Below are 22,439 nucleotides of genomic sequence, written 5' to 3'. Positions count from 1 at the left end.
CAAGGAGACCAGCCCTCGTGTCCGTCTTCAACAAGCTCATGCGTGCAGGAGAAGGCAAGATCCTGCGCAAACTGCAGCGCATTGCCAACCAGGTGAACTCCATCGAGGAGGACTTCCTGGACCTGACCGACGCTGAGCTGCGGGCCTTGACCGACGAGTACCGCCGGCGTCTCGCCGACGGCGAGAGTCTCGACGACCTGCTGCCCGAGGCCTTCGCGACCGTCCGTGAGGCCGCCAAGAGGGTTCTGGGCCAGCGGCACTACGACGTCCAGATCATGGGCGGCGCGGCTCTGCACATGGGCTATGTCGCGGAGATGAAGACCGGCGAGGGCAAGACCCTGGTCGGTACGCTGCCGACGTACCTCAACGCCCTGTCCGGCAAGGGCGTTCACCTCATCACCACCAACGATTACCTCGCCCAGCGCGACTCGGAGTGGATGGGCCGGGTGCACCGCTTCCTCGGCCTGGAGGTGGGCTGCATCACCGCGGGCATGTCACCGGCCAAGCGCCGTGAGCAGTACGCCTGCGACATCACCTACGGCACCAACAACGAGTTCGGCTTCGACTACCTGCGCGACAACATGGCCTGGTCGAAGGAAGAACTGGTCCAGCGCGGACACAACTTCGCGGTCGTCGACGAGGTCGACTCGATCCTCATCGACGAGGCCCGCACCCCGCTGATCATTTCCGGCCCGGCAGACCAGGCCACGAAGTGGTACGCGGACTTCGCCAAGCTGGTCCAGCGCCTGGAGAAGGGCGAGGCCGCCGTTCCCACCAAGCAGCAGGCGGAGACCGGCGACTACGACGTGGACGAGAAGAAGCGCACCGTCGCCATCCACGACTCCGGCGTCAGCAAGGTCGAGGACTGGCTGGGCATCGACAACCTCTACGAGTCGGTGAACACCCCGCTGGTCGGCTACCTGAACAACGCCATCAAGGCCAAGGAGCTCTACAAGAAGGACAAGGACTACGTCGTCATCGACGGCGAGGTCGTCATCGTCGACGAGCACACCGGCCGCATCCTGGCCGGCCGCCGCTACAACGAGGGCATGCACCAGGCGATCGAGGCCAAGGAGGGGGTGAAGATCAAGGACGAGAACCAGACGCTCGCCAAGATCACCCTCCAGAACTACTTCCGTCTCTACGACAAGCTCTCCGGTATGACCGGTACGGCCATGACCGAGGCGGCGGAGTTCCACCAGATCTACAAGCTCGGCGTGGTGCCGATCCCCACCAACCGTCCGATGGCCCGCAAGGACCAGGCCGACCTGATCTACCGCACCGAGGTCGCCAAGTTCGACGCGGTGGTGGAGGACATCGTCGAGAAGCACGAGAAGGGCCAGCCGGTCCTGGTGGGCACCACCTCGGTGGAGAAGTCCGAATACCTCTCGCAGCAGCTGAACAAGCGCGGCGTCCGGCACGAGGTGCTCAACGCCAAGAACCACGAGCGGGAGGCGGCGATCGTCGCCAAGGCCGGCCGCAAGGGCGCGGTCACGGTCGCCACCAACATGGCGGGCCGCGGTACCGACATCAAACTGGGCGGCAACCCCGAGGAGATCGCCGAGGCCGAGCTGCGCCGCAAGGGCCTGGACCCGGTCGAGCACGTCGAGGAGTGGGCGGCCGCCCTGCCGGAGGCCCTGGAGCGCGCCGAGAAGGCGGTGGAGGCCGAGTTCGAGGAGGTCAAGGAGCTCGGCGGCCTGTACGTGCTGGGCACCGAGCGGCACGAGTCGCGGCGGATCGACAACCAGCTGCGCGGCCGTTCGGGCCGGCAGGGCGACCCGGGAGAGTCCCGGTTCTACCTCTCGCTCGGCGACGACCTGATGCGGCTGTTCAAGGCGCAGATGGTCGAGCGCGTGATGGCCATGGCGAGCGTTCCGGACGACGTGCCCATCGAGAACAAGATGGTGACCCGCGCGATCGCCTCCGCCCAGGGGCAGGTCGAGCAGCAGAACTTCGAGATCCGCAAGAACGTCCTGAAGTACGACGAAGTCCTCAACCGTCAGCGCGAGGTGATCTACGGCGAGCGGCGCCGGGTGCTGGAGGGCGAGGACCTGCACGAGCAGGTGCGGTTCTTCATGGACGACACCATCGAGGCGTACGTCGAGGCCGAGACCTCCGGGGGCTTCGCCGAGGAGTGGGACCTGGAGCGGCTGTGGGGAGCCTTCAAGCAGCTCTACCCGGTCAAGGTCACGGTGGAGGAGTTGGAGGAGGCGGTCGGTGACCGCGAGGGTCTCACGCCGGAGTTCCTCGCCGACTCCGTCAAGGAGGACGTCCACGCCCAGTACGACGCGCGGGAACAGGAGCTCGGCTCCGAGGTCATGCGCGAGCTGGAGCGCCGGGTGGTGCTCTCGGTCCTCGACCGCAAGTGGCGCGAGCACCTCTACGAGATGGACTACCTCCAGGAGGGCATCGGGCTGCGGGCCATGGCGCAGCGCGACCCGGTGGTGGAGTTCCAGCGTGAGGGCTTCGACATGTTCACGGCCATGATGGACGGCATCAAGGAGGAGTCCGTCGGCTACCTGTTCAACCTGGAGGTCCAGGTCGAGCGGAAGGTCGAGGAGGTTCCGGTCGAGGCTGCGGGCGAGGCCCCGGCGGAGCAGGAGGCGGTGCCCGCCGGTGCCGGTGGCGGCCGTCCGGCGATCCTGGCCAAGGGACTGGAGGCGCCCAAGCGGGCCGACCGGCTGCACTTCTCCGCCCCGACGGTGGACGGCGAGGGCGGCGTCGTCGAGGGTGACTTCACCTCCGATGGTGCCGCACCGGCGCGTTCGGTGAGCGGCGAGGGGACCGGCATGAGCCGGGCCGAGCGCCGGAAGGCCCAGAAGGGCGGCCGGCGCCGCAAGAAGTGAGCGGATGCCTCATCCGTGCCCGAGGGGGCGTGTCCGGTCCGGGACCAACAGTGTCCGGTCCGGGGCGCGCCCCCTCGGCGTGTCCGCGGCCGTCCGGTGGTCACCTCCCGGTGTCGAGCTCGATCGCGCAGCACTGCCAGCGGCCGTCCCGCCCGGCCTCCAGCCGGAAGGCCATGGCCCGGACGCGCCCACCGGTGCTGACCCGGGCGAACGCCTCGATGACGCCCCGCCGGGGGCGGCAGCTGCCGACCCCGCGCAGCGAGGGCTCCCCGCGGTCGATTCCGGAGGGCCGGAGCGGAGCCAGCGGGGCCAGCCCGCACAGCTGCTCGTAGGCGGGTGCCCGGACGTGGCCCAGCAGGCTGTGCACCGGGCGCCGGCCGCTGAGTACGAGGACGAACTGCTCGGCGAACCACCGCTGGGGCCGTTGCCGGTCGAAGCGGACGGGAAGGCGCGGCCCGGAGGTACGCGGCCCGCGGGAGTCGGCGCGGGCCGGCGGGCCCGCGGTGCCCAGTGGGGCCGTGCTGCGTTTTCTGGTTCTCATGGCGGACTGCCCCGTGTGGTCGTGATGCCGCGATGCCCGGCTGCCGGAGGCTTGGGCCCACGCATGCTACTGGTCGGTAACTCTCGCGCAGTGTAGTCGGGGGGACACGCAGGGGCAAGGTGGTGGCGCGGTGCGGCGCGTGGCGGCCGGGCCGTATGCTGACCGCCGTCCCCCTCACGAAAGCGGCCGCCATGCGCGTGTACCTTCCCCTGACTCTTCCCGGGCTCGACCGGCTCCGCCGCACGGGCGAGGCAGGTCCTGCGCCGCTGACCGCCTGGGCCGTGACCCCGGCACTGCACGAGTGGTTCCCCTCCGGGAGCGAGGAGGAGCTGGAGTACGCGGCGCTGGAGCAGGCCGCCGAGGCGTCGCTGGTCCTGCTGGCGGCGGAGCCGGGCGCCGCGCGCCGCCGGGTGGTGCTGGCTGCCGATGTGCCCGAGGGCCTGGCCGCTGTGGTGGAGGCGGGTGAGCCCGGGGAGGTCCGGCTGTCCGGCCCGGTGCCGTTGGCGAAGGCCGCCGCTGTGCACGTGGACGCGCCGGAGGCGGTCCCCGATGTCACCGCTGCGGTCCGGGCGCTGGAGGAGGCCGGGCACGGCGACGCCGAGGCCCGCCGTGCCGTGGACGGGGCGTTCGGCCACGAGCTGCTGTGGTTCGCGGTGCAGGAGATCGACAGCCTGCTGTGACCCGGCCGGGAAGGTAGCGGGCCCGGGGCAGCGGCGCGAAATCCACTGGGCCGCTGTCGGTGCCGGCCCGTACCGTGGCGCCATGGTTTCCCGCCCACCGTCCTCCCCGCAGGCCCACATCGTCTGGGACTGGAACGGCACGCTGCTCCACGACGTCGACGTGGTGCTGGAGGCGACGAACGCCTCCTTCGACGAGCTCGGGATACCGCGTCTGACGCTGGAGCGGTACCGGGAGCTGTTCTGCGTGCCGATCCCGCGCTTCTACGAGCGGCTGCTCGGCCGGCTGCCCACCGGCGAGGAGTGGGAGCTCATGGACGGCACGTTCCACCGGCACTACCTCGCCAGGTCGCACACCGCCGCGCTGGCCGAGGGGGCAGCGGAACTGCTGGCGGAGTGGCGGGCCGCCGGGCGGACCCAGTCGGTGTGCTCGCTGGCCTCGCACGACCAGCTGCTGCCGTGGCTGGGCCGGCTCGGCATCGAAGGGCATTTCGTCCGCGTCGACGGTGACACCGGTGGCGGCACCGTCCGCGGCAAGGCCGCGCAGATGGCCCGCCATGTGCGGTCGCTGGCGGGGGTGGACCCCGGGCGCGTGGTGGTGATCGGAGACGCCACGGACGACGCCGTGGCCGCCGCGCACGCCGGTGCCCACGCGGTGCTCCACACCGGCGGCTCGCACAGCCGCCGCAGCCTGGCCGCTGCCGGGGTGCCGGTGGTGGACACCCTGGACGAGGCCGTGGAGGTGGCCACCGGACTGGTCCGCTGAATCCGGGCGGCCGGTGCGCGTGGCGACACGCGGGGTGAGGAGCGCTGTGTGGTCCACGCAACGCCACCGGGCGGATTTTGTACCCCTACGGACCACGAGGTCCCAGCCTGCGACGGGATAGCCTTGCCTACGTGATCAGTGCGATATCCACCGGAGGCAGCGCCGCCTCCGCCGAGCCTCCCGGCACCCCGCGGGACGCCGATCGCCGCTGGTCGGATGAGCCGGGAGCACGTGTCCGCGAGACCCAGCGCTGTCCGGTGACCTTTCCCCTACGTCACGCAACGGCGCGCGACAGGAGCCAGAGCACATGCACAGCAAGGTGGACGAAGCCAAGGCCGGACTGCTCGCGCAGGCGGCCGATGTCGCCGGCCAAGGCCCGGCCGGGGCGCAGCCCGCGCTCCGGATGGACACGGCGGCCCTGAACGCCTACCTCCAGCGCTACTACCTCTACATCTCTCCGGAGGACCTGGCCGACCGTGATCCCGTGGACATCTACGGCGCGGCCCTGTCGCACTACCGGCTGGCGGAGAACCGGCCGCAGGGGACCGCGAACGTCCGCGTGTACACGCCGACTGTCGACGAGATGGGCTGGACGTGCAGCCACACCGTGGTGGAGGTCGTCACCGACGACATGCCGTTCCTGGTCGATTCCGTCACCAATGAGCTGTCACGGCAGGACCGTGGCATCCACATCGTGATCCACCCGCAGATGATCGTGCGGCGTGATGTCACCGGGAAGCTGCTGGAGGTGCTGGACGCCGGCCGGGACCCGTACGGCGAGCGCGCCTCCACGCACACCCCGGAGGAACTGCCGCCGGACGCCGTCACCGAGTCCTGGATCCATGTCGAGACGGACCGGGAGAGCGATCACGAGACCCTCGAGCGCATCGAGGCGGGTCTCCGGCGTGTGCTGAACGACGTGCGCGAGTCCGTCGAGGACTGGCAGAAGATGCGGAACGCCGCGCTGCGCATCGCCGAGGAGCTGCCCCGCGAGCCGTCCGTGGACCGGCTGCGCACCCAGGAGGTGGAGGAGGCCCGCGAGCTGCTGCGCTGGCTGGCCGACGACCACTTCACCTTCCTGGGCTACCGCGAGTACGACCTGGCCCGCGAGGACGACGGCGGCGAGGGGGACGTGCTGACCGCCGTGCCCGGCAGCGGGCTCGGAATCCTCCGCTCCGACCCCAGCCACCACCCCCAGGGGCATCCGGACTGTCCGGAACCGCCGGGCGCCCGGCCGCCGTCCCCGGCCTTCCGGCGGCTGGCCCCCTCGGCCCGGGCCAAGGCCCGCGAACGCAAGCTGCTGATCCTGACCAAGGCCAACAGCCGCGCCACCGTGCACCGCCCCTCCTATCTGGACTACGTCGGAGTCAAGAAGTTCGACGCCGACGGCAAGGTGGTGGGAGAGCGGCGCTTCCTCGGCCTGTTCACCTCCGCGGCCTACACGGAGTCGGTGCGCCGGGTTCCCGTCATCCGCCGCAAGGTGGCCGAGGTGCTCAACGCGGCCGGGTTCGCCCCCGACAGCCACAGCGGCCGGGATCTTCTGCAGATCCTGGAGACCTACCCGCGCGACGAGCTGTTCCAGGCGCCGGTCGACAAGCTGCGCTCGACCGTCACCGCCGTCCTCCACCTGCAGGAGCGGCGCAGGCTGCGGCTCTTCATGCGCCAGGACGAGTACGGCCGGTACTACTCCGCGCTGGTCTACCTGCCGCGCGACCGGTACACCACCACCGTGCGGCTGCGGCTTACCGACATCCTGAACGACGAGCTCAACGGCACCAGCGTCGACTTCACCGCCTGGAACACCGAATCGGTCCTGTCCCGGCTGCACTTCGTGATCCGAGTGGAACCGGGCACGGAGCTGGCCGAGCTGACGGACACCGACATCGACCGCGTCGAGTCCCGGCTCGCCGAGGCCTCCCGTTCCTGGACGGACGGCTTCAGCGACGCGCTGCTGTCGGAGTGGGGCGAGGAGCACGCCGCGGAGCTGGGCCGCCGCTACGCGCACGCCTTCCCCGAGGGATACAAGGCGGACTTCTCGCCCCGTGTCGCGGTGGCGGATCTCCAGTACATCGTGGGGCTGCGCACCGACGGGCAGGGGGCGGACTTCGCCCTCTCGCTCTACGAGCCGGTCGGAGCCGGCCCGGGGGAGCGGCGGTTCAAGATCTACCGCACCGGTGAGCAGGTATCGCTGTCCGCGGTGCTGCCGGTGCTGCAGAACCTCGGCGTCGAGGTGGTGGACGAACGCCCCTACGAGCTGCGCCCGAGCCAGGGCCCCACAGCATGGATCTACGACTTCGGGCTGCGCATCCCGCCGCACCTCGCCGGCGAGCTGGGCGGTGACGCCCGGCAGCGCTTCCAGGATGCCTTCGCCGCCGCCTGGACCGGCGCCGCGGAGAACGACGGCATCAACGCCCTGATCCTGTCCGCCGGGCTCAGCTGGCGGCAGGCCATGGTGTTGCGCGCCTACGCCAAGTACCTGTGGCAGGCCGGGGCCCGGTTCTCCAAGGAGAACATGGAGGCGACCCTCTGCCGCAACATCCACACCACCCGGCTGCTGGTCAGCCTCTTCGAGGCGCGCCTGTCCCCGCACCGGCAGCGGGCCGGCCGGGAGCTGACCGACGGTCTTCTGGAGGAGCTGGAGGGTGCCCTGGAGCAGGTCTCCAACCTCGACGAGGACCGCATCCTGCGGGCCTTCCTCACGGTCATCAAGGCCACCCTGCGGTGCAACTACTTCCAGCGGGTGGACGGCGAGGCCGTGCCGGACGGCAGCGGGGAGCCGCACCCCTACCTCTCCCTGAAGCTCGACCCGCAGGCGATCCCGGATCTGCCCGAGCCTCGTCCGGCCTACGAGATCTGGGTGTACTCCCCGGAGGTCGAGGGAGTCCATCTGCGGTTCGGCAAGGTGGCCCGCGGCGGGCTGCGCTGGTCCGACCGGCGGGAGGACTTCCGGACCGAGATCCTGGGGCTGGTGAAGGCACAGGAGGTCAAGAACACCGTCATCGTGCCGGTCGGCGCCAAGGGCGGCTTCGTCGGCAAGCGCCTGCCCGACCCGGCCGCGGACCGGGACGCCTGGCTGGCCAAGGGCATCGAGTGCTACCGCACGTTCATCTCCGGCATGCTCGACATCACCGACAACCTGGTGGACGGCCGGGTCGTCCCGCCACGGGACGTGGTGCGGCACGACGGGGACGACACCTACCTTGTCGTGGCCGCCGACAAGGGCACCGCGGCCTTCTCCGACATCGCCAACGAGGTCGCCGCGTCCTACGGCTTCTGGCTGGGCGACGCGTTCGCCTCCGGCGGTTCGGCCGGGTACGACCACAAGGGCATGGGCATCACCGCCCGGGGTGCCTGGGAGTCCGTCAAGCGGCACTTCCGGGAGCTCGGGCACGACACCCAGACCCAGGACTTCACCGTGGCAGGCATCGGTGACATGTCCGGCGACGTCTTCGGCAACGGCATGCTCCTGTCGGAGCACATCCGGCTGGTGGCGGCGTTCGACCACCGGCACATCTTCCTCGACCCGGAGCCGGACGCCGCGGTCTCCTTCGCGGAGCGCGCCCGGCTGTTCCGGCTGCCGCGCTCCTCGTGGGACGACTACGACCGCTCGCTGCTGTCCAAGGGCGGCGGCGTGCACTCCCGCGCCGCCAAGTCGATCACGGTCACGCCGCAGGTGCGCGAGGCGCTCGGCCTGGAGGGCTCCGTCACGTCGATGACACCGGCGGAGCTGATGCAGGCGATCCTGTGCGCCCCCGTGGACCTGCTGTGGAACGGCGGCATCGGCACCTATGTCAAGGCCTCCACGGAGACCCACGCGGACGTCGGCGACAAGGCGAACGACGCTATCCGGGTCAACGGCCGCGATGTGCGGGCACAGGTCATCGGCGAGGGCGGGAACCTGGGCATGACCCAGCTCGGCCGGATCGAGTTCGCCCTGGCGGGCGGCCACTGCAACACCGACGCCATCGACAACAGCGCCGGCGTGGACACCTCCGACCACGAGGTGAACATCAAGATCCTGCTCAACGCTGTCGTCCACAACGGCGACATGACGGTGAAGCAGCGCAACGCCCTGCTCGCGGAGATGACCGAGGACGTGGCCCGGATCGTGCTGCGGAACAACTACGCGCAGAACGTCGTCCTGGCCAACTCCAAGGCCAATGCCCCCGGTCTGCTCAAGGCGCATCAGCGGCTGATGCGCCGGCTCACAACGAGCGGGCGGCTGGACCGGGGCCTGGAGTTCCTGCCGGACGACGAGGAGATCGCCGAGCGGCTCTCGGCCGGCCAGGGCCTGACCCAGCCCGAGCTCGCGGTGCTGCTCGCCTACGCCAAGCTGGTCGTCACCGACGAGCTGATCGAGACCGGTCTGCCGGACGACCCCTACGTCACCCGGCTGCTGTACGCGTACTTCCCCAAGGCGCTGCGTGAACGGTTCCCCGAGCGCATCGAGGAGCACACCCTGCGCCGGGAGATCATCACCACTCTGCTGGTCAACGACACGATCAACGTCGGTGGTTCGTCGTTCGTGCACCGGATGCACGAGGAGTCGGGGGCCTCCACCGAGGAGATCGTGCGGGCCCACACGGCCTCCCGGGCCATCTTCGGCCTGGGGGCGATCTGGGACACCATCGAGCAGCTGGACAACCAGGTGGAAACCGCGGTGCTCACCCGCATGCGGCTGCACTCCCGCCGCATGGTCGAGCGCGGGGCCCGCTGGCTCCTCAACAACCGGCCGCAGCCGCTGCAGCTGGCCGAGACCATCGAGTTCTTCGCCGACCGGGTCGCCCGGGTCTGGCAGGAACTGCCCAAGCTGCTGCGGGGCCAGGATCTGGAGCTGTACAACCGGATCTTCGACGAGCTGAAGAGCTCCGGGGTGCCGGCCGACCTGGCCCAGCACGTGGCGGGCTTCTCGGCCGTCTTCCCCGCGCTGGACGTGGTCGCCGTGGCCGACCGTACCGGCCGGGAGCTGCTGGATGTCGCCGAGGTCTACTACCACCTGGGAGATCAGCTGGGCATCTCGCAGCTGCAGGACCGCATCAGTGAGTTGCCGCGCGCGGACCGCTGGCACTCGATGGCCCGCACGGCGATTCGCGAGGACCTGTACGCGGCCCACCAGCTGATCACCGCCGATGTGCTGGCCGCGGGGGACACGGACGCCGACCCGGAGGAACGGTTCGCCGCCTGGGCCGGGCGCAACTTCGCGATTCTCAGCCGGGCGCGCGCCACGCTGCGGGAGATCCAGACCTCCGACACCTTCGATCTGGCGAATCTCTCGGTGGCCATGCGTACCATGCGCACGCTGCTGCGCAGCAACCGCTGACGGTCATCGCCCCGCCTCTCCCTCCGGCTGCACCGCTCCGGCAGGGCGGGGCGGGGCGGCCCGGAGCGGCCGGCCGTTCACTGCGGGGTGAACTCGTACCGCAGCTCGTACAGATGGCCGGCCTTCGCCATCACGGTGACCTCGATCGGCCGGTCCCCGTCGCCGTAGACGACCCGCAGGGTCCGCAGCACGGGCAGGTTGCTGGGCAGCCGCAGGGCCGTGTACTGCTCCTGGGTCGGCACCCGGGCCGATACGGTGTCCACGCTGACCCGGGGCGGATGGCCGAGCCGGGCCAGCAGGGTCGGGGTACCGCCCTTGATCCTGCGGTGCTCCATCATGGCGGAGCCGCGGGCGATCTCCAGGGGGTAGTAGGAGGCGACCAGTTCCACCGGTTCGTCCTCGAACAGCAGCAGCTGGCGGCGCAGCAGCGCCCGTTCCCCCGGGGGCAGCCGCATCGCCTGCGCGACGTCCGCCGGCGGCTCGGCCTCGGTGACCGTCAGGAGCCTGCTGGCGGCGCGCACCCCTCTGCGCTCCGCCTCGGTCAGCCACCGGTACGGCTCGCCCGGGGCGTTGGGCGCCATGTAGGCGGCAGGGCTCATGGTGCGCACCCGGTGCTTGCGCACCGTCACCGCCGCCCCGGCCCGGCCCACCACCAGGCCTTCGTCCTTCAGGATCTTCAGTGCCTTCTGCACGGTGGCGTTCGAGGCGGCGAACCGTTCCTTGAGCTGGGCGGTGGACGGCAGGCTGGCCCCCGGTGCCAGGTCGCCCGACATGATCTCGTCGCGCAGGTCCGCGGCGATGCGCTCGTGCAGTGAGCGCCGGTCGAACGCGTTCTCATCCGCCTTGGGCACAGTTCATCCGTTCATCAGGTCGGGTCGGCCGCTGCCGGTTCCGGCACCGTCATTGTGCCGACCCGTGCCGGGCGGCAGGCACCGCCGGGTGCCCGCCGACTGCCGGCCCGGGCTTGCGCGTGTCCTGAGACCCGGACCGACCTTGCCGCTTTTTGCGAAGAGAAGTAATGTCCGCCCCGGCAAGGTCCTTCCCGACGAGGTGATGTCCCGCCGTGTCTCCCGTGCTCCCGCCACCGCTGCTCCCGTCCCCGGCACGGTGGCCCCTCCCGGCCGCGCGCCGCTCCCCGGCCGTGCCGGAGGCCCGGACATGAAGGGCCGTGACCCGCAGCTGGTGCGGCCCGGCTGGTGGTGCGAACTGTTCCGCCACCCCCGGCTGCCCGGCGGCGGCTCGCTGCGGCACACCCGTGCCGCGGACCGGCCTGAGCAGGCGCTGATCTGGATGCGGCGGTCGGTGCGCACGCTGTTGCCCGGCTTCGCCCGGGAGCACGCGGTGCGCGCCGTGCACTGGCTCGATCACGGCCAGTGGGAGGCCGTCATGCGGCTGCGGGCCGGGGAGGGGTACCAGTTGCTGCTGCACGCCGAGGACGGGAGCCGGTGGGAGTGGGCCGCGCGGCCGGTGCGCTGCCTGCGGACGGCCCGGGTGCCGGCCGGTGCGGTCAGGCTCTGCCCGGACCCGGCCGGCTGTGTCTGCCTGGTACCCGGGCACCGGTGCGCGGCCGAGCACGGCTGAGGCCGGGCCCGGATCACCGGTCCTGGCGCTCGTAGGGGCTGGGGAAGGGAAAGTAGGCCCGCAGGAACGGCTCCATCACCGACAGCTGGGTGTCCAGGTCGGTCTCGTCCGAGACCGTGTCGTTCAGGCAGAAGACGACCCGGTTGCGGGCGGCCAGCATGCGGCCCAGCCGGGTCGGGGTGTGCGGATGCGCCAGGTCGAAGTAGTCGTAACGGATCGAGCTGGGGATCGCCCGGCCGGTCAGGAACGCGTAGTAGTGGTGCAGGGACGACGTCACCGAGAGGTCGTCGAGATCGCGGAACCGGTTCGCGGCCGTGGCGCGGTGCCGGTCGCTGAACTCCTCCTCGATCTCCTGGAGCACGCTGCGGCGCAGCGCGTGCGGGACGTGCTTCATCTTCTGGGTGATGACGGCGCCGAAGCGCTCCTCCAGCAGCGCGCGGTTGTTCTTGCCGGCGACCGACACGGGCACGTCGTCGGGGGACGGCAGCCCGTGCGGGATGTGCGCCTTGGACAGGAAGAAGCGCGGGAGGCCGTTGCCCAGGAAGAAGTTCTGGGGAAGCGTCAGGCGTCCGAAGAACACATCGTCATTGAGGTAGAGGAAGTGCTCGGCGAGGCCGTCGATGTGGTGCAGCTGGCTCTCGATGGCGTGCGAGTTGAAGGTGGGGAGCAGCGAGGGGTCGGAGAAGATGTTCCGGTGGCTGACGACGGTGATGCCCGGGTGGGAGGTGTCCAGCCAGTCCGGGGTCTGATCGTCGGTCACCAGGTAGATGTGACGCAGCCAGGGCGCGTACTGGTGCACCGAGCGCAGTGAGTAGCGCAGTTCGTCCCGGCTGAGGTAGCGGGCCGCATTGGCGGCCTCGGTGTGATAGGTCTCGCCCGAGCAGGCGGCCCTCCGCTCGAGCCAGGCCGGGTCGGAGCCGTCCACCCAGGTGTAGACGGCGTCGATGGGAAAGGTCACGTCCTCGGTGAGCGGCTGGGAGAACTCCGGCAGCGTCTCCACCTTGGTCGTGGTGGCGGCACCGTAGGGCAGCAGCTGGGTCATCCTGGCGAGCGGCACCTGGGTCGTGGGGGCATCGGCGGCGACCTCGTCGGTGCACTGGTTGCGCCGCGTGGCGACCAGCGTGCCCTGCGCGGTCGGCTGCCAGAACTCCACGTGACAGCCGTTGCGTTCGCCGACGGCGTGGCTGCCGTGCCGGTCGGTGAAGTACCAGTGCAGGCGGATCACCGAAGCGCGGGTGAAGTGGCGGCGAGCGACGGGGGAGTCGCCCAGCACCACGCTCTGCCGGCCCGGGCCGAGCGGCAGGCTTCGCACCCGGGTGTAGCCGGCTGTCCGGGCACACAGCGCCGTCAGTGCGCGCAGCACGCGCGGCCGCTCGGGTTCCGGCACGCCGATGGTGGCCACCGAGGCGTTGGTGCCGCGCACACAGAAGTACGTCACGCCTTCGGCGGCCAGCGCGTCCCGGACCATTTCCAGGGACTCGGTGTGTGCCGCGAGCGGGCTGGGGAACTCCCGGACGTGGGCGGCCCGCGGCTGACGGGCCACCTGTACCAGGCGGCGGTCGTCGCCGGCGAACAGCTCCGGGTAGAGGCGGGCGGCACGTTCGGAGCGCTGCTCGGCGATGCGGTCGGCGAGGGCCTGGGAGGAGGCGAGCGAGCGCTTGACCGTGGCACGCAGCTGAGGTGAGAAGCGCCCGGCCACGGCCCGTCTCGCGGCCACCGGTACCGCGCGCCGGTAGAGCGCGACCAGCAGCGACGACTCCGGGTTGCGCGAGCCGGAATCGGCTGCCGGAGCCTCGGCCTGTGTGCGTGCGGTGGTCATCCTTCGGATCTCCTCCTTGGAGGGATTCATGTGCTTGTACACCGATTAACGTCGTACGACTACTTTACGTTCCTCTCCCTGCGTCTTGCCGTTTTCCGGGCAACAATGCCTGATCCGTGCCGGGGGGGCAGGAGCGGCGCGCCGTCGCGTGCCCCGGCACCGGAGCCGTCCTCCGGCCGAGGCCGCCGGCGGACCGGGACGGAGGCCTCCAGCGGGCCCGGCTGCGGAAAGTACGACCTCAGGAAGGGCAGCAGCAGCGATGCCTGATCTGGTGCGTCCTGCGCCCGGGATTCGGTGTCGTTGATGCAGAAGGTGTGATGGCTCCGCTGGCGCAGCAGCGCGTCGAGCTTGGGGGCCATGTCGGGATGGGCCAGATCGAGATAGAGGTAGCGCAGGCTGCCCGGTACCGCCCGGCCGGTCTGGAAGGCGTAGTAGTGGTGCAGTGCGGACGGCACCGAGATGTCGGTCATGCTGCGGATGCGGCAGGCCGCCGTCCTCCGGTGCGCCTCGGGGAACTCCGCCTCGATCTCGGCCAGCAGGCTGCGCCGCAGGGCGTGCGGGGTGTGCTTCATCTTCTGGGTGATGACCGTGCCGAACCGGTTCTCGAGCAGCGCGCGGTTGTTCTTGCCGGCGACGGAGGAGGGGATGTCGTCCGCCCTCGGCGGGCCGAGCGGGACCAGCGCGCGGGAAGGGAAGAACTTGGTGATGCCGTTGGGGCAGAAGAAGTCCTGCGGTACCACCGGGCGCCCGAGGAAGACGTCGTCGTTGAAGTAGAGGAAGTGCTCGGCGAGGCCGTCGATGTGGTGCAGCTGGGTCTCGATGGCGTGCGAGTTGAAAGTCGGCAGGCACGCGTCCGGGTCACGGAAGATCTCCCGGTGGTCGACGAGCGTGACGTCCGGGTGCGAGAGGTTCAGGCAGCCCGGAGCCTGACGGTCGGTCACCACGTAGACATGGCGCACCCAGGGGGCGTACAGGTGCAGGGAGCGCAGCGAGTAGCGCAGCTCGTCGCGATTGAGGTAGCGGGCATCGTTGGCCGCCTCCGCGTGATAGGGCCGGTCGGTGACCTGGGCCCGTCGCTGCCGCCAGCCGGGGTCGTCGCAGTCCACCCAGGTGTACACGACGTCGATGGGAAAGCCGATGTCGTCGGGCAGCGGGCTGGTGAACTCCGGCCGGGTGCGCACCCGTGGGCGCGGATGCCGGCCCGGGGTGTACGGGGCGAGCCGGCTGAACAGGTGGCCGGGAGCCCGCACGGGATCCGCGGCCGCGGGCAGATCGGCGGTGACCCGGTTGGGGCGGGGGGCCGTGAGCCGGTCACCGGCCCGCTCCCAGAACTCGATGTCGCAGCCGTACCTGCCGCCCAGGACCAGCGCCCCGCCGGCATCGGTCCGGAAGCAGGTGAAACGGATCACCGGCTGGGCGGCCAGCCGCTGCCAGGCACCCGCCGTGCCGCCCCAGCGCATGGCCTGCGGGGTCCGTTCCTCGCGCCGGGGCGGGGAGAGGTACCCGGGCACGCGGCGGCACAGGGCGGCGAGGGCGGCCTCGACGCGGGGCCGGTCGTCCGCGCAGACGCCCACCGCGGCCGAGGTGTTCTGGTAGCCGCGCACCGCGAAGTGGTCGATCCCGGCTTCCTCCAGCGCCGCGCACACCAGCCGTTCGTTCTCGTCCCGGGCGAGGACGGGGGAGAGCGCTTCGCTCACCACCGCGGGGCGGGCGCGGCCGCGGTCCACGACCACCCGGCAGCCGCCGGACTCCAGCACCCCGGCCCGGCGCAGCGCCCGCGGCACGCGCACCGCTGCGCTCGCACGGCCCTTGAGCCAGGCGCGGATGCGGTCGGGCGTGAGCAGGACCAGCAGCCGGCGCAGTGGCCGGGGCAGCAGACGGCGGTAGCGGTGGACGAGCGGAGCGGCCTCGGCGGCCGAGCCCGCCGAGGCCGCGTGTCGAGGCGTGCGGGTGGCGATGACGACTCCTGGGGGCACGGTCCGTGGGTGTCACCGGGCCGGGGCCGCCCCGGTCGGGGCGGGGCCGGTGACACCCGTTGAACCGCCAATGCCTCCAGGGGCGCCCAGGTTACGGCCAACAGGCCACTCGCTCCCCGTATTTCACCTGTTCGGGTGTTCTGTTGCGTCCGCTGCTACTTCACCGCCCCCGCCATGAGTCCGGAGACGAACTGCCGCTGGAAGGCGAAGAAGATCGCCAGCGGGATGATCATCGACAGGAACGCTCCGGGTGCCAGCACATCGATGTTGGCACCGAACTGGCGCATCTCCTGCTGCAGCGCCACCGTCACCGGAGGCGAGCCGGAGTCGGCGAAGATCAGGGCGACCAGCATGTCGTTCCAGACCCACAGGAACTGGAAGATCGCCAGCGCCGCGATCGCCGGGCCGCCCAGTGGCAGAACGACCCGGGTGAACAGCCGCAGCTCCCCGGCACCGTCCAGCCGCGCCGCCTCCAGGAGTTCCCGTGGGATCTCCATGAAGAAGTTGCGCAGCAGGAAGATGGCGAACGGCAGCCCGAAGGCCGCGTGGAAGACCACCACGCCGAACGTCGTCTCGAAGATGCCGAGAGTGTTGAACAGCCGGGCGACAGGGATCAGCGCCACCTGGATCGGCACCACCAGCAGGGCGACGACCAGCAGGAACCACCAGTCCCGGCCGGGGAAGTCCAGCCAGGCGAAGGCGTAGGCGGCCAGTGCGCCGAAGATCACCACCAGTGCGGTGGCGGGAAGCGTGATGACGACCGTCGTCCACAGCGACCCGGTGAACGCGTCGTTCTCCAGCAGCGACGCGTAGTTGGTGGCGGTCCACTGCGACGGCTCCATCAGCGCCGTCCACCAGCCGGTGGAGGCGATGTCCCGCGGATCGCGGAAGGAGGACGCCAGCAGCCCGATGGTGGGCAGCAGCCACAGCAGGGCCAGCACAACGAGGATCACGCGTACCGCCCCGCCGGCGGTGTACGCCACGAGTCGCGAGGCGAGCGACCGGCGCGGAACGGCCGGTTCCGCCGGCCGGGGCGACGAGACCGGGTCGGGCAGGCGGTCGGTCGGAGTGGGGGCGGTCATCGCTGTGCCTCCCGTCGCAGTCGCCGCACATTCAGAACGATCACCGGCACCACCAGCAGGAGAAGGAACACGGCGATCGCGCTGCCCACGCCCTGGTTCGCCCCGGTCCCGAAGGACGAGAGATACAGCTGCAGGGCCAGCACGTTCGCGTCGGGCTGGGTGGACCCCGGCGGGATGATCAGCACCAGGTCGAAGATCTTCAGCACATTGATCATCAAGGTCACCATCACCACGGCCAGCACGGGGGCCAGCATGGGGACGGTCACCCGTCGGAAGACCTGCCATTCGGTGGCGCCGTCCACCCGGGCCGCCTCCATGAGTTCCCGCGGTACCCCGGCCAGGCCGGCCGCGATGAGCACCATCGCGAAGCCCGCCCACATCCACACGTAGCTGCCGATGATCGCGGGGGTGACCAGCGTCGGGCCCAGCCAGTCCACGCCGTTGAAGGACGCGGCGAAGTTGGTGGCGGCCAGCCGGAGCTGAGCGCCGTCGGCCTCCGCCGGCAGTGCGAACGTGCCATCCTCAGCGGTGGTCGCGGTGGCCACCACCCGGCCGTCCCGGAGGGCCTCCACCTCGATCCCGGCCAGCGCCTTCTCGCCGGGGTCGATCACATCGGGCTCGCCACCACCTCCCGGCGCGAAGTCGAGCCAGACGGTGCCGGTGACCTCACCGGCCACCTCCGGGGCCGGCTTGGCCTGTTCGGCGCCCTCGGCCTTCTGCGGGGGGACGCCGACCAGCGGCAGCAGGACCGGGGAACCGGCCTCGGCCGGTGCCTGGGCGACGAACGAGCCGTCGCCGCCGGGAGCCAGTTCGCCGTCCGGCCGGGGCCTCGCGTCCGGCCACGGCGCGCCCTCGGAGAAGGCGTCGTGCACCGACGTCAGGACGGCGTTGGCGATCCCGCGGTCCGGGTCGGCCTCGTAGACCAGCCGGAAAATGATGCCCGCCGCCAGCATGGAGATCGCCATCGGCATGAAGACGACCAGCTTGAAGGCGGTGCCCCAGCGGATCCGCTCGGTCAGCACGGCGAAGATCAGGCCGAGTGCCGTGGCGACCGCCGGGGCGACGGCGATCCAGATCAGGTTGTTCTGCAGGGCCTGGCGGATCCCCGGGTTGGTGAACAGCTCCCGGTAGTTGTCCATGCCGACGAACCCCGTGCCGGCGGCGTCGAACAGACTCCGCTGGACCGAGTAGCCGATCGGATAGACCACCAGGGCGCCCAGCAGCACCATGGCGGGGAGCAGGAAGAGGGCGACAGCCCATGGTCGTGCCCGGATGACGGCCGGGCCGCCGGATGCCATGACAGCAGCTCCGGCCGGTCAGTCGCCGTAGGCCCTGGCGGCCTGGGACTCCAGGTACTCCTGCGCGCCCTCGATGTCACCGGGGTTGCGCAGGAAGTCCTGCAGGCCCTGCCACATGCCCTGGCCGGTGGTGCCGCCGAAGGCCGCGGGGGCCTGGTCGGACAGGTCGAAGCGGAAGCCGTCCCCGGCCTCGATCAGTGCCTGGGCGATGTCACGCTGCACCTCGTCGGGGTAGGCGTCGAACTCCAGCTGGCTGTTGGGGGAGACGAAGCCGCCCTGCTGGGCCCAGATGCGGGCGGCGTCGGTGGAGGCGAAGAACGCCAGCAGGGCCTGTGCCGCCTCGGAGGCCTGGCCGTCGGGGGCCACGGCCACGGCGACGTCGCCGCCGCTGACCACCGGAGCCTCCTCGCCCACAGCCGGGAACGGGAAGACCTGGGCGTCCTCGCCGACCACCGCGTCGGTGGAGTCGGCGATGACGGAGGCCACGAAGTCGCCCTCGTAGACCATCGCCGCGGCGGGCGCGTCGGGGTTGGAGAAGGGCTGCGTCACGGAGGTCGGGAAGTCGGTGCGCAGCGCGCCCGCGCTGCCGCCGGCCAGCAGGCTCTCCTCGCCGAACAGCTCGCCCAGGGTCTCCAGCGCCTGCGCGACGCTGTCGTCGGTCCACGGAATCTCGTGGTTGGCCAGCTGGTCGTACATCTCCGGGCCGGCCTGGGAGAGATAGATGTTCTCGAACCAGTCGGTCAGCGTCCAGCCGTCCGCGCCGGCCACCGCGACCGGCGGAGTGCCGGAGTCCGAGATGGTCCGGGCATTGGTGATGAAGTCGTCCCAGGTCTCCGCCTCGCCCACCCCGGCGTTCTCGAAGGCGGTGGTGTTGTACCAGATGAGGGACTTGTTGGCGGCCTTCACATAGACGCCGTACTGCTCGCCCTCGTGGGCCCCCAGGTCCTTCCAGCCGTCGCCGTAGTTGGCGTCGAGCTGCTCCTGGACGGCGTCGTCCACCGGGGCTATCCAGCCGCGGTCGGCGAACTCGTGCAGCACACCCACCTGGGGCAGCAGCACCACGTCCGGCGGGGAGCCCCCCTCGATCTTCTGGCCGACGAAGGTGGCCACGTTGTCACCGGTGGGGACGAAGTTCACCTTCGCCCCGGTGCGGGACTCGAACTCCTTCACCGCCTCAAGAAAGTTGGCCTGCTCGGGGCCGGTCCATACCGCGGCTATCTCCAGTTGCTGGCCGCTGAGGTCGGGCAGTTCGACAGTGGACTCGGTCTCGCCGCCGCCATTGCCTCCGCCGCCGCCGCCGTCATCACTTCCGCACGCGGTGAGGGCCAGGGCGGAAGCGACCGCCACCACTGCCGCTGTACGGGTGGTCCTCCGGGAGCTGTGGACCCAACTGCGCATTGTCAACCGCCCTTGTCTGTAAGGCGCGTGGCCGTTCTGCGGCTGAGCAGTCCGGCCACGTCGCACGTCCTGTGCGGAATGTCCTACGCGCCGGGAGCGGACCAGGCAAGCGCGCCACTTGACGGACCCTTCTTTGTAATGGCCCTGTTACCGGGGTGGCAACAACCTGCCAGTTCTGGGTGCCAGACCACGCGCAGTACCGGATCGTGCCTGGTCATAGTGGCATGACCCGGTGAACAGCAGACTAGACCAATGATGCCGCCGTCGCCTGGTCCGGCTGGGCCGCCCGGGTGGCGGCACTGGCCAGCAGGGCCACGTCCGTCGGGCCGTTGCCCAGCTCCCGCACCGGACGCCGGGCGGGCGGATCGCCCGCGCGGGTCCAGTCCAGCGGGACCACCGTGGGCCGCAGGGTCGCCGTGCGCGGGATCCTGCCGGTGACCCGTCCGGCCTGAAACACCGGCAGGGAACCGTCCTTGCCCAGCAGTTCGGCCCGGCCGGGCGGGCGCCCGGTCAACCGGATCCGCAGGCCCGCCGGCCTTCCGCCGGGCTCGGCCGTCGTGATCAGGTGCACGCCCAGCCGGTTCCCCTCCTCGGCCACTGCCCGCAGGGCACGGATCACGGAGCCTGCCGCCTGCCGCCCGGGTGCGCCCAGCGGAGGGTCCAGCAGGGCCTCGACGTCGTCGGCCAGTACCACCAGCCGCGGGAGCGGTCCGCAGACGGGCGTGCGCATCGGCGGCTCGGTACTCTCCGGCGGTTCGCCGCTGCGCCCGGCGGGCCGTGGCGCCACCACCCGCCGGACGCCGCCGGAGACGGCGTGCTCGGTGAACTCACGATCGCCCAGGACGGCCGCCCGCCGCTTGAGCTCGGCGCGCAGCGACTGGGCGAAGGCCCGCATCCTGACCGGGTCCCTGGCGTCCAGGTGACAGGCGGTGTGCGGCAGCTCCGCCCCGGGCCGCAGACCGTCCTTGGAGCCCTCCACCAGCAGCAGCGCGAGGTCCGCCGGGCTCGCGGCGGCGGCCAGCGAGACCGCCATCGAGCACAGCAGCTCCGTGCGTCCGGACCCCGGAGGGCCCTCGACCAGTACCGGACCGGGCGAGCGGGCCGGATCCACCGTCACCGGCCCCTGCGGCCCGGTGCCCAGCACCAGCGGGAGGCCGGAGCGCCGGGCCCAGCGTTCCCGCAGGGCAACCGGCGTCACCCGGGAGAGCGAGAGGGCGTCCAGCAGGCGGCAGCTGTCCGGCAGTACGGAGGGCGCCCCCGGCGCGGCACCGGCGGGCTGCCCGTGCGGGGCGAGCGACCGGGCGAAGCGCTCGGCCCAGGCCGGGGAGACCGCGTCGGCGGTGGCCGCCGCACCGGGCTCGCCGTCCGGGCCGACCAGGCGGACGGTGGTGGCCATCGCCCCACTGAGCAGGCCGACCGTGCCGCAGGCGGCGACGGCCGGTGTCTCGCGCCGGGCGGCGGCCAGGGTGTCGGCGAGCGGTGAGGCGGGTGTGGCGGGGGGTGTGCGGGCCAGGCACAGCAGGTGCACTCCCGCCTGCGGCCCGTGAGCCGCCAGGCGCGCCACGGCCTCGTGCTGCTCGCTCCCGCCCGGGTCGCCGTCGAGCAGGACCACTGTCCGGCGGGACGGCCCGGCGCCCCCCGGCGCCCGCTCGGGCGGGGCGGCGAGCCGTTCGGTCAGTTCCCGCAGGCGGGCGGCGGCCTGCCGGCGGTCGAAGGCGAGCAGCAGGCGGCAGTCCTGGCCGCGCAGCGGCCGCAGGTGGGGCAGCCAGCCGAGCCACGACCACTCCCTGGCCAGCCCGGGGGTTACCGCGACGATCTCCAGCACGGCCGGCGGGTGGAGCACCGCGAGCTGAGCGAGTACCCAGCGGGCCAGTCCGGTGAGCCGTTCCCCGGGGCCCGCCAGGCCGAGCGAGCCCGCGGCGGTGAGGTCGACGGTTATCGGGTACAGCGGACCGGCGGCCCGGGGGACGGTGCCCACCTGCACGGTGAAGGGCGGCCGGCCGGACGGGTCGTTCTCCCACAGCCGGGGACCGGACTCCACTGCGGTGAGCAGGACACCGGCCGGGTCCGGCCAGTCACCGGGAGGCGGCTCCGGGAGGGGGGTGCGCTCCGGCCGCGCGGACGCCGTGGCCCCCGCCCGCCGTCTGCCCCAGCGGCGGGCCGGACGTCCGGCGGCGGTCTGCTCGGGTCCGGGCAGCGCGGGGGCGTGGTCGGTGACCGGTTCGGGCGGGCCGTCGCCGGTGACGATCCGCAGGGCGGATTCGCCGACGCGCAGCAGCGCACCGGGCCGCAGCGGCACCGGGTCGGCGGTCACGGGCACGCCGTCCAGCGTGGTGCCGTTGGTGGAACCGAGGTCGGCCACGGTGAGCGAGCCGTCCGGGGCGAGGTTCACGACGCAGTGCAGCCGGGAGACGTCGGGGTCGTCCAGCGGTACGTCGGCGCCGGCCGACCGGCCGACGCGGATCTCCCCGCCGTGCAGCAGGTGGACGCCACCCGCGTCCGGCCCGGAGACGACCATCAGCCGGGCGGCCGGGGGTGTGACGCGGGAGGGGGCGTCGGCCGGGCGGTGGAGCGAGATCACGGCGCCGTCCACCAGCGGGGGGTGCCCCAGGGGGGTGGAGCGGGGGTCCAGGCGCCGGCCTTCGCAGTAGACCGCGCCGGGCACGCCGGAGCCGGGCGCCGCCGCGGTGGCGAGCGCGCCGAGAACATCGGCGAGCGAGGTGCCCTCGGGGGCCGTGACCGCCACGTCGGTGCCGGAGCCGCTGCCCGTGGGATGGCCGCCGAGCGGCCCGAGAACGGTCAACCTGGTCTGGATCGGCATCGGCCCTCCCGGTCACCTCTGTCGCCCCGGCTGTGTCTCCCGGTCGCATCGAGTCCGATGCTGCATGCATCCTCGCACCCGTTTATGACAGGGGCCCCCGTCGCGGGCACGTGACGATCTTGATTGAGCAGATCTGACCAGAACTGATCGGTGCCGCCCTGTTCACGGCCGGGCCCCGGGGCACGTGACCGGACCCTGCGGTGGGCCGTCGGAGGTCTCGCCGGTCCTATTACAGTGGGCAGCCGCTGTTCCACCATGTTCCGATCCGTTCCACCGGCACGTTCACCGGACGGCTCCGTGCCGGCCCGCTTGCC

13 protein-coding genes are annotated in these 22,439 nt (G+C 71.6%); 5 read left to right on the top strand and 8 right to left on the bottom strand.

Translation table 11 applies throughout. From position 1 onward, the window contains the following. Nucleotides 1–17: 17 nt before the first annotated feature. Nucleotides 18–2,846 (top strand): preprotein translocase subunit SecA, encoded by a 2,829-nt coding sequence (gene secA / locus ABD299_RS22380; RefSeq protein ID WP_344265675.1) that lies wholly within the window; start codon nt 18–20, stop codon nt 2,844–2,846. Nucleotides 2,847–2,946: 100 nt separating this feature from the next. Here the strand turns inward: secA and ABD299_RS22375 are convergent, their stop codons facing one another. Beyond that, entirely contained in the window at nt 2,947–3,387 is a 441-nt protein-coding gene (locus ABD299_RS22375; RefSeq protein WP_344265672.1) for an Rv3235 family protein, read from the bottom strand. A gap of 191 nt (nt 3,388–3,578) precedes the next feature. Here ABD299_RS22375 and ABD299_RS22370 point away from each other — a divergent pair, with 191 nt between their 5' ends. The 3 genes from ABD299_RS22370 to ABD299_RS22360 all read left to right on the top strand — a co-directional run bounded on the left by ABD299_RS22370 (nt 3,579) and on the right by ABD299_RS22360 (nt 10,150). Continuing rightward, a complete protein-coding gene (locus ABD299_RS22370) occupies nt 3,579–4,067 on the top strand; it encodes a DUF6912 family protein (RefSeq protein WP_344265669.1) in 489 nt (162 codons plus the stop codon). 82 nt (nt 4,068–4,149) lie between these two features. Next, nucleotides 4,150–4,830, top strand: a complete 681-nt coding sequence (locus ABD299_RS22365) for an HAD family hydrolase (RefSeq protein ID WP_344265666.1) — start codon at nt 4,150–4,152, stop codon at nt 4,828–4,830. Nucleotides 4,831–5,137: 307 nt separating this feature from the next. Beyond that, nucleotides 5,138–10,150, top strand: coding sequence for an NAD-glutamate dehydrogenase (locus ABD299_RS22360; RefSeq protein WP_344265663.1), 5,013 nt, complete (start codon nt 5,138–5,140; stop codon nt 10,148–10,150). 77 nt (nt 10,151–10,227) lie between these two features. Here the strand turns inward: ABD299_RS22360 and ABD299_RS22355 are convergent, their stop codons facing one another. Then, nucleotides 10,228–11,001 carry a GntR family transcriptional regulator gene (locus tag ABD299_RS22355; RefSeq protein ID WP_344265660.1) on the bottom strand — a complete coding sequence of 258 codons (774 nt, stop codon included), beginning with the start codon at nt 10,999–11,001 and terminating at the stop codon, nt 10,228–10,230. Nucleotides 11,002–11,308: 307 nt separating this feature from the next. On the opposite strand from ABD299_RS22355, the gene ABD299_RS22350 reads away from it, so the two are divergent. Next, nucleotides 11,309–11,731, top strand: coding sequence for a hypothetical protein (locus ABD299_RS22350; RefSeq protein ID WP_344265657.1), 423 nt, complete (start codon nt 11,309–11,311; stop codon nt 11,729–11,731). A 13-nt stretch (nt 11,732–11,744) separates the two neighbouring features. Here ABD299_RS22350 and ABD299_RS22345 read toward each other — a convergent pair whose 3' ends face one another. The 6 genes from ABD299_RS22345 to ABD299_RS22320 form a co-directional block, all read right to left on the bottom strand. Further along, nucleotides 11,745–13,550, bottom strand: a complete 1,806-nt coding sequence (locus tag ABD299_RS22345; protein WP_344265654.1) for a stealth family protein — start codon at nt 13,548–13,550, stop codon at nt 11,745–11,747. A gap of 59 nt (nt 13,551–13,609) precedes the next feature. Then, nucleotides 13,610–15,526 carry a stealth family protein gene (locus ABD299_RS22340; RefSeq protein WP_344265652.1) on the bottom strand — a complete coding sequence of 639 codons (1,917 nt, stop codon included), beginning with the start codon at nt 15,524–15,526 and terminating at the stop codon, nt 13,610–13,612. A 155-nt stretch (nt 15,527–15,681) separates the two neighbouring features. Continuing rightward, complete coding sequence (locus ABD299_RS22335; protein ID WP_344265650.1) at nt 15,682–16,608, bottom strand: carbohydrate ABC transporter permease; 927 nt, start codon at nt 16,606–16,608, stop codon at nt 15,682–15,684. Then, on the bottom strand, nt 16,605–17,906 hold the full coding sequence (locus tag ABD299_RS22330; RefSeq protein ID WP_344265647.1) for a carbohydrate ABC transporter permease: 1,302 nt from the start codon (nt 17,904–17,906) through the stop codon (nt 16,605–16,607). The genes ABD299_RS22335 and ABD299_RS22330 overlap by 4 nt, the downstream gene beginning before the upstream one ends. Before the next feature lie 18 nt (nt 17,907–17,924). Further along, nucleotides 17,925–19,304 (bottom strand): ABC transporter substrate-binding protein, encoded by a 1,380-nt coding sequence (locus ABD299_RS22325; protein WP_344265740.1) that lies wholly within the window; start codon nt 19,302–19,304, stop codon nt 17,925–17,927. A gap of 244 nt (nt 19,305–19,548) precedes the next feature. Further along, nucleotides 19,549–22,119: an FHA domain-containing protein gene (locus ABD299_RS22320; protein ID WP_344265736.1), complete on the bottom strand. Its 2,571-nt coding sequence runs from the start codon at nt 22,117–22,119 to the stop codon at nt 19,549–19,551. Between the last annotated feature and the right edge of the window lie 320 nt (nt 22,120–22,439).

Source organism: Streptomyces sodiiphilus, from assembly GCF_039529215.1.
Lineage (GTDB): Bacteria > Actinomycetota > Actinomycetes > Streptomycetales > Streptomycetaceae > Streptomyces > Streptomyces sodiiphilus.
Note: the sequence above shows the minus strand (reverse complement) of the source record. Positions and strands in the feature narration are given on the sequence as shown.

Bases quoted from the DNA above. Each gene is read 5' to 3' on its own strand.
- ABD299_RS22375 (WP_344265672.1), bottom strand. From the start codon at position 3,387: ATGAGAACCAGAAAACGCAGCACGGCCCCACTGGGCACCGCGGGCCCG.
- ABD299_RS22370 (WP_344265669.1), top strand. From the start codon at position 3,579: ATGCGCGTGTACCTTCCCCTGACTCTTCCCGGGCTCGACCGGCTCCGC.
- ABD299_RS22365 (WP_344265666.1), top strand. From the start codon at position 4,150: ATGGTTTCCCGCCCACCGTCCTCCCCGCAGGCCCACATCGTCTGGGAC.
- ABD299_RS22360 (WP_344265663.1), top strand. From the start codon at position 5,138: ATGCACAGCAAGGTGGACGAAGCCAAGGCCGGACTGCTCGCGCAGGCG.
- ABD299_RS22350 (WP_344265657.1), top strand. From the start codon at position 11,309: ATGAAGGGCCGTGACCCGCAGCTGGTGCGGCCCGGCTGGTGGTGCGAA.
- ABD299_RS22345 (WP_344265654.1), bottom strand. From the start codon at position 13,550: ATGACCACCGCACGCACACAGGCCGAGGCTCCGGCAGCCGATTCCGGC.
- ABD299_RS22335 (WP_344265650.1), bottom strand. From the start codon at position 16,608: ATGACCGCCCCCACTCCGACCGACCGCCTGCCCGACCCGGTCTCGTCG.
- ABD299_RS22330 (WP_344265647.1), bottom strand. From the start codon at position 17,906: ATGGCATCCGGCGGCCCGGCCGTCATCCGGGCACGACCATGGGCTGTC.
- ABD299_RS22325 (WP_344265740.1), bottom strand. From the start codon at position 19,304: ATGCGCAGTTGGGTCCACAGCTCCCGGAGGACCACCCGTACAGCGGCA.